General features: G+C 72.3%; 11 protein-coding genes. 6 read left to right on the forward strand and 5 right to left on the reverse strand.

The window, feature by feature from the left end:
* Nucleotides 1–199 precede the first annotated feature (199 nt).
* From ACL02R_RS29650 to ACL02R_RS29660, 3 genes are read left to right on the forward strand one after another with little or no spacing between them, the layout of a single operon-like run.
* Nucleotides 200–1,060 (forward strand): helix-turn-helix domain-containing protein, encoded by an 861-nt coding sequence (locus tag ACL02R_RS29650; protein ID WP_412800052.1) that lies wholly within the window; start codon nucleotides 200–202, stop codon nucleotides 1,058–1,060.
* Nucleotides 1,053–1,883, forward strand: a complete 831-nt coding sequence (locus tag ACL02R_RS29655; protein ID WP_412800053.1) for an SAM-dependent methyltransferase — start codon at nucleotides 1,053–1,055, stop codon at nucleotides 1,881–1,883. Before ACL02R_RS29650 ends, ACL02R_RS29655 begins: the two co-directional genes overlap by 8 nt.
* The gene (locus tag ACL02R_RS29660; protein WP_412800054.1) at nucleotides 1,880–3,487 is read left to right on the forward strand and encodes a hypothetical protein; all 1,608 of its coding nucleotides are present in this window, start codon (nucleotides 1,880–1,882) and stop codon (nucleotides 3,485–3,487) included. The genes ACL02R_RS29655 and ACL02R_RS29660 overlap by 4 nt, the downstream gene beginning before the upstream one ends.
* A gap of 15 nt (nucleotides 3,488–3,502) precedes the next feature.
* On the opposite strand, the gene ACL02R_RS29665 is transcribed toward ACL02R_RS29660, so the two are convergent.
* Both ACL02R_RS29665 and ACL02R_RS29670 read right to left on the reverse strand, forming a co-directional pair.
* Nucleotides 3,503–4,135 (reverse strand): MBL fold metallo-hydrolase, encoded by a 633-nt coding sequence (locus ACL02R_RS29665; protein WP_412800055.1) that lies wholly within the window; start codon nucleotides 4,133–4,135, stop codon nucleotides 3,503–3,505.
* Entirely contained in the window at nucleotides 4,132–5,217 is a 1,086-nt protein-coding gene (locus tag ACL02R_RS29670; protein ID WP_412800056.1) for an S-(hydroxymethyl)mycothiol dehydrogenase, read from the reverse strand. The genes ACL02R_RS29665 and ACL02R_RS29670 overlap by 4 nt, the downstream gene beginning before the upstream one ends.
* Nucleotides 5,218–5,423: 206 nt before the next feature.
* Here ACL02R_RS29670 and ACL02R_RS29675 point away from each other — a divergent pair, with 206 nt between their 5' ends.
* On the forward strand, nucleotides 5,424–5,948 hold the full coding sequence (locus tag ACL02R_RS29675; RefSeq protein ID WP_412800057.1) for a TerD family protein: 525 nt from the start codon (nucleotides 5,424–5,426) through the stop codon (nucleotides 5,946–5,948).
* A 107-nt stretch (nucleotides 5,949–6,055) separates the two neighbouring features.
* Here ACL02R_RS29675 and ACL02R_RS29680 read toward each other — a convergent pair whose 3' ends face one another.
* Both ACL02R_RS29680 and ACL02R_RS29685 read right to left on the reverse strand, forming a co-directional pair.
* Nucleotides 6,056–6,547 carry an NUDIX domain-containing protein gene (locus tag ACL02R_RS29680; protein WP_412800058.1) on the reverse strand — a complete coding sequence of 164 codons (492 nt, stop codon included), beginning with the start codon at nucleotides 6,545–6,547 and terminating at the stop codon, nucleotides 6,056–6,058.
* Between the two features lie 258 nt (nucleotides 6,548–6,805).
* The gene (locus ACL02R_RS29685) at nucleotides 6,806–6,958 is read right to left on the reverse strand and encodes a hypothetical protein (RefSeq protein WP_412800059.1); all 153 of its coding nucleotides are present in this window, start codon (nucleotides 6,956–6,958) and stop codon (nucleotides 6,806–6,808) included.
* Between the two features lie 196 nt (nucleotides 6,959–7,154).
* Here ACL02R_RS29685 and ACL02R_RS29690 point away from each other — a divergent pair, with 196 nt between their 5' ends.
* Nucleotides 7,155–8,006: a helix-turn-helix domain-containing protein gene (locus tag ACL02R_RS29690; RefSeq protein WP_412800060.1), complete on the forward strand. Its 852-nt coding sequence runs from the start codon at nucleotides 7,155–7,157 to the stop codon at nucleotides 8,004–8,006.
* On the forward strand, nucleotides 8,003–8,197 hold the full coding sequence (locus tag ACL02R_RS29695; protein ID WP_412800061.1) for a DUF397 domain-containing protein: 195 nt from the start codon (nucleotides 8,003–8,005) through the stop codon (nucleotides 8,195–8,197). Before ACL02R_RS29690 ends, ACL02R_RS29695 begins: the two co-directional genes overlap by 4 nt.
* A 49-nt stretch (nucleotides 8,198–8,246) precedes the next feature.
* Here ACL02R_RS29695 and ACL02R_RS29700 read toward each other — a convergent pair.
* The coding region (locus ACL02R_RS29700; protein WP_412800062.1) for a hypothetical protein at nucleotides 8,247–8,460 on the reverse strand (214 nt) is incomplete at its 5' end.

Here is an 8,460-nt window from a genome sequence, read left to right on the forward strand (position 1 = left end):
CCGCGGACCACCCCCGGAACACCGGGGGTTCACACGGTGACCACCCCATGTGCCCTGTTCACGCGAGGAGTCGGCGGCTTCACCAAAAGGGTCGGGAACCCGACGGATTCCCGCGCGCACCGGCGTACGCCGTCCCGTCGTGCGATCATTCTGCAACTGGCAGAATGGCGCTCGCACTGCGCGCGGGAAGGGAGCACGGATGCCGGCGGAATGCTCCGGGTCAGCGGCGCTGAGGCGGCTGGGCTCGCGGCTGCGCGCCATGCGGGACGCCGCCGGGCGGTCCGTCTGGGAGGCCGCGGCGGTGCTCGGCGTCCCGGCCGACCGTGTGCAGGGCGTCGAAGCGGGCCGGCTCGCACTCGAACCGGCCTGGGTGCGTCCGCTCCTGACGTTCTACGACCGCCAGGCGGAGACCGACTCGGTGCTCGCGGAGGCCGCGGGCGCCGGGAGCGGGGCCTGGTGGGACGCGTACCGCGACATTGTGCCCCAGTGGCTCGCCGACCAGCTCCGCGCCGAGGGCGAAGCGGAGATGATCCGCCTGTACGCGCCCCTGTTCCTGCCGGACCTGCTCCAGACCCCGGCCTACGCCGCCGCCCTGCTGCGCGGGCACACGCCCGCCGCCGACGAGGGGACCGTGGCGCGTTCCCTCGATGTCCTCGCGCGGCGCCAGGCCGTCCTCGACCGGCGCGAACCGCGCCCGCCCGTGCTGTGGGCCCTGATCGAGGAGTCCGCGCTGCGCCGCCGCGTCGGCGGCCCCGAGGTGATGTACCGCCAGCTCGCCCACCTGCGGGCGCTCGCGGCGCGGCCCGGCGTCACGATCCAGGTCACGCCCCTCCACACGACGCACATCGCCCTGATGAGCGGGCCCGTCCAGCTCCTGCGCTTCCGGGCGCCGGAGGCGGCGGACCGGCTGCTGCTCCAGACCGTGGACGGCGCGTCCGCCACCGAACGGGCCGATGTCGTACGGCACTACCTGATGGCGCTCGACTCGGCGGCCTCCGTGCCGGACAGCGTGCCCATCGCCGAATGGACCACCGACTGTGAGGAGAGCAAGGGTGCTTGAGGAGCAGATCGACCCGAACCGCCCCGACCCGGCCCGTGTGTACGACTGGTTCCTCGGCGGCAAGTCGTCGTACGCGGTGGACGAGGCGGCCGGGCGCGGCGTGGAGCGGATGTGGCCCGGCGTCAGGATCGCGGCGCGCGCCAACCGCGAGTTCCTGGGCCGCGCCATCCGCTGGCTGACGGCGGAGGCTGGCGTCCGGCAGTTCCTCGACATCGGCACCGGCATACCGACCGAGCCGAACATCCACCAGATCGCGCAGGCCATCGCGCCCGAGACGCGCGTCGCGTACACGGACAACCGGCTGATCGTGCTGCGGTACGCCGAGGTCCTCATGCAGGGCACGCCCGAGGGCCGCACCGCCTACCTGCACGCCGACTTCTGCGACCCGGCGAGCATCCTCGCCAGTCCGCGGCTCGCGGAGGTCCTCGACCTGTCGCAGCCCGTCGCCCTGTGCCTCAACGCGCTGCTGCACTACATCGCCGACGACGAGGCCGCCGGGGTGGACGCGCTCGCGCTGGTCCGCACGTACGTGGACGCCCTGCCGCCCGGCAGCTACCTGCTGATCACCCATGTCACGCCCGACTTCGACCCGGACACCTTCGCCCGCGTCACCGCCGGGGACCGCGCCGCGACCGGGCAGACCGGGCAGGTGCGCACGAAGGCGGAGATCGAGCGGTTCTTCGCCGGTCTGGAGATGGTCGAGCCGGGGCTTGTCCCGCCGCAGGACTGGCGCCCGGAAGGCCCCGCGCCGGAGGACACGACGCACAGGACCGTCTCGATGTGGGCGGGGGTGGCGCGCGTGCCGGGCGGCGGCGCGGCGTGACGACGGGCACTCCTCCGCCGCCGACGTCCGTGCACGTCGCGGCCGGTGACGGGCCGCCCGTACAGGCCGCCCCACTGCCCGGGGGGCGTTGGGCGGCCGGGGGCGCGCGGATCACCGCCGAGGAGTCGGCGGACTGCCTGCGCGTACGGGCCGCCGCGGGTCCGGCCGGGCTGTCCCGCGCCGTGCTGCGGTGGGCGCGCCGCGCGTCGCCCGGCACGCTCTACCTGGGCGACGCCTGGGAGCGCAGCTACGGCGACCTGCGGTGGGGGCTCCTCCAGCCGGAGCGCGTCATGCCGTGGTACGTCCTCGCGCACGCTCCGGCGGACGGCACGACGTGGGGCCTCGGCGTGCGCGTGCGGGCGGGCGCGATGTGCTCGTGGACGGTGGACGAGGAGGGCGTCAGCCTGTGGCTCGACGTGCGCTGCGGCGGGCTGCCGGTGCTGCCGGGCGACCGTGAACTCGCGCCCGCCACCGTGGTGTCGCTGGCCTCGGACGCCGGTCCGTTCGCGGCGCTCGGCGAGCTGTGCGACGCCCTGTCCCCCGACCCGCTGCTGCCGCCGGGCCCAGTCGTCGGCTCCAACAACTGGTACTACGCGTACGGCCGCGGCTTCGGCCCCGAGGCGGTGCTGCGGGACGCGCGCACCGTCGTGGCGTACGCGGACGGGCACCCGGTGCGGCCGTACTGCGTCATCGACGACGGCTGGACGGAGGGCGGCGGCAGCGCGCCCGGCGGGCCGTGGGACCGGGGGCTGCCCGGCGTGTTCGACGACATGGCGGGCATGGCGGAGGCGATCGCGGCGGCGGGGGCGCGGCCGGGGCTGTGGTTCAGGCCGCTGCTGTCGCGCGTGCCGACCGGGGTGACGCGGCCGGGCGTGGAGCGGGACGGCGGGTATCCGCTCGATCCGTCGCTGCCGGGGGCCCTTGAGGCGGTCGCGGAGGACGTCGCGCGGTTCAGGGCGTGGGGGTTCGAGCTGATCAAGCACGACTTCAGCACGTACGACGTGTTCGGCCGGTTCGCCGTCGCGGGCGGTCCGGCCGAGCTGGCCGGGCCTGGCTGGGCGCCCGCCGACCGGAGCAGGACCAGCGCCGAGATCCTGGTGGACCTCTACCGCGCGCTGGCGGACGCGGCGGGCGGCGCCGTGCTGATCGGCTGCAACACGGTGGGCCACCTCGCGGCGGGGCTCGTCCACGTGCAGCGCACGGGTGACGACACGTCGGGGCGCCGCTGGGAGCGGACGCGCCGCATGGGCGTGAACACCCTGGCGTTCCGGCTGCCGCAGCACAACCGGCTGTTCGCGCTGGACGCCGACTGCGTGCCGTGCACCCCGGCGACGGACTGGGCGCTGAACCGGCGGTTCCTCGGCCTGGTGGCGCGTTCGGGCACGGCGCTGTTCGTCTCGGTGGACCCGGAGGCCAGGACGGACGCGGCCGACCGCGACCTGTCGGCGGCCGTGCGGCTCGCGCTCGACGGGGGCGTGCCGGGCGGTGTCGAACCGCTGGACTGGCTGGCGACGACCGCTCCCCGGCGCTGGCGGAGCGCCGGGGAGACGGTGACGGCGGACTGGTCGGAGCCGTTCGGCGCCTGGCCGCTGCTGGACGCCTGACGTGGGGTACGGGCGTCAGTGCCCGCGCGCGATCCACTCGTCCAGGTGCGGCGCCTCGGCACCGATGGTGGTGGAGTCGCCGTGCCCGGTGCGGACGACCGTGTCGGGCGGCAGGGTGAGGAGCTTGTCGCGGATCGAGTCCACGATGGTGGGGAAGTCCGAGAAGGACCGGCCGGTCGCGCCGGGGCCGCCCTGGAAGAGCGTGTCGCCGGTGAAGACGGTGCCGAGCCCGGGGGCGTGGAAGCAGACGGCGCCCGGCGCGTGGCCGGGGGTGTGCAGGACGCGCAGCTCGGTCCCGGCGGCGGACAGCCGCTGCCCGTCGGCCAGTTCGCCGTCCGGCAGGCGGTCGGGGTGGGTGAGGCGCCACAGGGGCAGGTCGGCGGGGTGGAGCAGGATGGGCGCGCCGGTGCGGTCGGCCAGGGCGGGGGCGGCGCCGACGTGGTCGTCGTGCGCGTGGGTGCACAGGATGCCGCGCAGCGTGCGCCCGCCGAGGGCGGCCTCGACGGCGGCGGCGTCGTGCGCGGGGTCGATGACGTACGCCTCCTCGTCGTCGCCGACGATCCAGACGTTGTTGTCGACGTCCCAGGTGCCGCCGTCGAGGCTGAAGGTGCCGGAGGTGACGAGGTGGTCCACGCGCGCGCCGCTCACAGGACCACCACCGAGCGCAGCACGTCGCCGGTGTGCATGCGGTCGAAGGCCTGCTCCACCTGGTCGAGGGCGATCGTCTCGGTGACGAACGCGCCGAGGTCGAGGCGTCCCTGGAGGTGGAGGTCGATGAGCATGGGGAAGTCGCGGCTCGGCAGGCAGTCGCCGTACCAGGAGGACTTGAGGGCGCCGCCGCGGCCGAAGACGTCGAGCAGCGGCAGTTCGATGGTCATCTCGGGGGTGGGCACGCCGACGAGGACGACGGTCCCGGCGAGGTCGCGGGCGTAGAACGCCTGACGGTAGGTCTCGGGGCGGCCGACGGCCTCGATGACGACGTCCGCGCCGTGGCCGCCGGTCAGGTCGCGGATCGCCTCGACCGGGTCGGTGTCCGTGGAGTTGACGGTGTGGGTGGCGCCCATGGCGCGGGCGGTGGCGAGCTTGCTGTCGCTGATGTCCACGGCGATGATGCGGGCCGCGCCCGCGAGGCGCGAGCCGGCGATCGCCGCGTCCCCCACGCCGCCGCAGCCGATGACGGCGACCGAGTCGCCGCGGCCGACGCCGCCGGTGTTGATCGCCGCGCCGATCCCCGCCATGACGCCGCAGCCGAGCAGCCCGGCCACCTCGGGGGCGACGGCCGGGTCCACCTTGGTGCACTGCCCGGCGGCGACGAGGGTCTTCTCGGCGAACGCGCCGATGCCCAGGGCGGGCGACAGCTCGCGGCCGTCCGCGAGGGTCATCCGCTGCGTGGCGTTGTGCGTGTCGAAGCAGTACCAGGGGCGTCCGCGCATGCAGGCGCGGCACCGGCCGCAGACGGCGCGCCAGTTGAGGATCACGAAGTCGCCGGGCGCGACGTCGGTGACGCCGTCGCCCACGGACTCGACGACGCCGGCCGCCTCGTGGCCGAGGAGGAAGGGGTAGTCGTCGCTGATGCCGCCCTGTTTGTAGTGCAGGTCGGTGTGGCAGACGCCGCAGGCCCGCACGCGCACCACCGCCTCGCCGGGGCCGGGGTCGGGGACGATGACGGTCTCGACCCGTACGGGCTCGTTCCTGCCGGGTGCGACGACGCCGCGGACTTCCTGGGGCATGGGAGGGCCGTCCTTCCGTGATCCTCGCTGATCAGTGGGTTCGGTGTGCTGCGGTGCCGATCCTCGCACCCCGCGCGGGACGGGCGCGCGACCGCGGCACCGGTGAGGCGTGGCGGCGATCATGGCACTATGAGCAACTGACAAGGCGGGGCGTGGGGTTGTGCCCCGCCGGGTGCAGGCAGCAGGGCCGGGGAAGGGGAAGTGCGATGGGCAGTCCGAACAAGGGCCTCGGCAAGGTCGAGGTGGCGGTCAAGTGGGACGCCAGTGCGATGGGTGAGCCGGATCATGACGTGGACATCATCGCGGCGACCTTCGCCGCCGACGCCCCGCACGGCGATCCCGTCTACCTGGTGCACTTCGACAGCAGGTCGCCCGATGGGACGATCACGCTGAGCCGGGACAGCACGACGGGCCAGGGCTTCGGCTTCGACGAGGTGATGACGTTCGAGCTGGAGCGGCTCGCCGCCGCGTACGGCCGGGTCGTCGTGGGCGTCGCGATCCAGCAGCGCGGCGGGCGCCGGACGTTCGCCGACATCCCGAGCACGCGGTTCCGGATCGCCGAGGGCTACACCGAGCTGGCGCAGGGCGACTTCGCCGCCGTGGCCGGGTCCACGGCGGCGGTGGTCGGCGAGTTCGTCCGGGACGGGTCGGGCGAGTGGGCGCTGCGCCCGCTGCTGCGGGGGTACGACACGGACCCGGAGGCGTTCACGCGGCTGATGGGCGGCGTCTGACCCCGTACGGGCGCGGGCAGGCAGGTCAGGTGACACCAGAGGGCGGCTCCGGTGACGGGGCCGCCCTCTGCCGCAGGTGAGCCTTCGAACACGCTTCGCCATGGTGCTCAGCGCGGCTCGTCCCGCCCGCTCGACGGCGCCCGCGTGAAGCCCGACATGTCGTCGAGCATCGACCGCATGATTGCCCTGCCGTGTCGGCCGAGCCCGTTCAGCAGCAAAGGCAAGGCCCTGCCGGATTCCTTCACCGTCAGTACGGTGGCAAGCTCCTCGGAACTTCCGCGAGCCTTCTCCACCGGAATCCAGCGGATCTCGGCATGCGCCGGAATACGGTCCATGTCGCTGATCAGGAGACCACCCAGGTAGAGAGTGCAGACCTCCTCGGTTCCCGGCCGGATGCTCTGATTGACGGCAAGGCACTTATAGCTCGTGTGCCGGATACCGGCCTGCGAAGCGAGCCATGCCGAAGCGGCTTCTTCCACCGGCTCACCGGGTTCACAGATACCGCCCGGAAGCATCCAGCCTTCCTCCGCGGCCGGAACGTACAGCACCTCCGCCCTTCTGTTGACGGCCGCGATACGCACCTCGAAGACCCTGCGCATCCATTCCCCCCTGCTCCCGTTTCATTCCAGGACCGTCAATCGCGACGACCTGTCGATGATCCGCACGAATCCACCCGCCAGATGCACGGCCTTTCTGCCGCCATCCGATGTCAGCGCCTTCAGGTCCACCACTTCCCGGACCGTCCCTTTGTCCGCGACAAGATCCCCGCGACGCACGGTGAAGACATCCCGTGTCTGATATCGCATTCCTTCCCCCGGCCTTGTGCCGACCCCGGCAGTCGATGCGGAGTGTCATAGCTAGGTGATGCCCTTCAGACGCAATCCCATTTCACTGGCGGCATTCACCAGTGCCACGCGGCGGCGGATCGCGGAGAGGGTTTCGCTCTCCTCTTCCGTGCCGACGTCAGGTTGCGTTTTGATCTCCTGCTCGACTTCGGACTCGTCGTCCACGCCAGGCCATCCTCCATAGAGGGCAGGTGACGCCACGTCAGATGTGCTACACCCGTGGGACGAAGCCCATCGCGACGTTGCGTAGCCAAGTCTGCACCCTACGGACCACCAGACGCAACCTCGCGTCCGCAGGGTCGCGTTTTCGATGGGTGACGCAAGGATGCAGACTGAGCTGACCAGCAGATGAGGAGCGATCATGGCGGTGCCGACCATTCAAGGGCGGCGTTTGGCGATGGAGTTGCGCGCACTCCGGCGCGCGGCCGGGTACACCCAGGAGCAGGTGTGCGAGATCACCGGCGTCAACTCCACGACGCTCTGGCGGTGGGAACGTGGCGACCAGCGCCCGTACCGGCGCACACTGGTCCAACTGCTGGATCTGTACGGGGTCGGCGAGCAGAAGAAGCGTGAAGTCCTGGAACTGCTCAAAGGCGGCGCACGGCAGGGCTGGTCACGGGATTTCGCGAACCTCAGCCGGGAATACGCCGCCTACATGAGCTTCGAGGACGAGGCCGAGGAAGTACGCAACTTCCAGAGCCTGTACATCCCTGGCCTGCTCCAGACCGAGGACTACGCGCGTGTGGTGATAAAGGGTATGGACCCCACCCTCACGAGCACCGAGATCGATCAGCGGGTGGAAGCCCGGATGGGACGGCGACAGCTGCTCGAAAAGGAGCGCCCGCTGCGGCTGTGGGCCGTCCTCGACGAGGCGGCGCTCCGCCGCCCGGTGGGCGGCCAATCCGTCATGAAGGCGCAGATGAACTACATCTCCGCTCTGTTGGCGCGGCCCCATGTGACGGTCCAGGTGATCCCCTTCCACGCCGGGCCGCATCCCGGCCTGCAAGCCAATTTCTCCTACTTGCAGTTCGCGGCGGACGTCCCGGGCATCGTTTACCTGGAGCACGGTTCGGGAGATCTCTTCCTGGAAACCGAGAGCGCCTTGAAGAAGTACTCCGCGACTTTCGATCGGCTCATGGCCATGGCGGACAGTCCGGAGAGGTCGGCCCATGTCATCGCTACAATGTGGGCCGATCAGGGAGGTGAGAGTTGAAGGATCGACGTAACACCGGGTGGCGGCGCAGTAGCTATTCGGGAGCGAACGGGGAATGCCTGGAGATTGGGCACACCACCGCGACCGAGGTGCCCGTCCGGGACAGCAAGCGCCCGGCCCGTGTTCTGTCTCTGAATCCGGCCGGGTGGGCCGCGTTCATCCAGGGCGTCAAGCAGGACCGGCCGTCGTAGCGGCACGGGCGGGGGGCGCTGCCGCGGGCGAGGCCGGCCAGGCACCCGCTCACACGCCCCGCACCTCCCGCCCCGAGCCCCCGCCACCTCCGGCACACCCGGGCGGGTCGTCGTGGGCGTCGCGATCCAGCAGCGCGGGGGCGCCGGAGGCGGCGGGGGTCGGCGAGTTCGTGCGGGACGGGTCGGGCGAGTGGGCGCTGCGCCCGCTGCCGCGGGGGACGACACGGACCCCGAGGCGTTCACGCGGCTGATGGGCGGCGTCT

Origin of the sequence: Streptomyces sp. MS19 (assembly GCF_047200595.1) — a bacterium.
In the GTDB taxonomy this organism is placed as follows: domain Bacteria; phylum Actinomycetota; class Actinomycetes; order Streptomycetales; family Streptomycetaceae; genus Streptomyces.

Excerpts from the sequence above, each read along its gene's own strand:
- ACL02R_RS29650 (WP_412800052.1), top strand. The coding sequence starts at position 200 with ATGCCGGCGGAATGCTCCGGGTCAGCGGCGCTGAGGCGGCTGGGCTCG.
- ACL02R_RS29670 (WP_412800056.1), bottom strand. The coding sequence starts at position 5,217 with ATGCCCCAGGAAGTCCGCGGCGTCGTCGCACCCGGCAGGAACGAGCCC.
- ACL02R_RS29675 (WP_412800057.1), top strand. The coding sequence starts at position 5,424 with ATGGGCAGTCCGAACAAGGGCCTCGGCAAGGTCGAGGTGGCGGTCAAG.
- ACL02R_RS29680 (WP_412800058.1), bottom strand. The coding sequence starts at position 6,547 with ATGCGCAGGGTCTTCGAGGTGCGTATCGCGGCCGTCAACAGAAGGGCG.
- ACL02R_RS29690 (WP_412800060.1), top strand. The coding sequence starts at position 7,155 with ATGGCGGTGCCGACCATTCAAGGGCGGCGTTTGGCGATGGAGTTGCGC.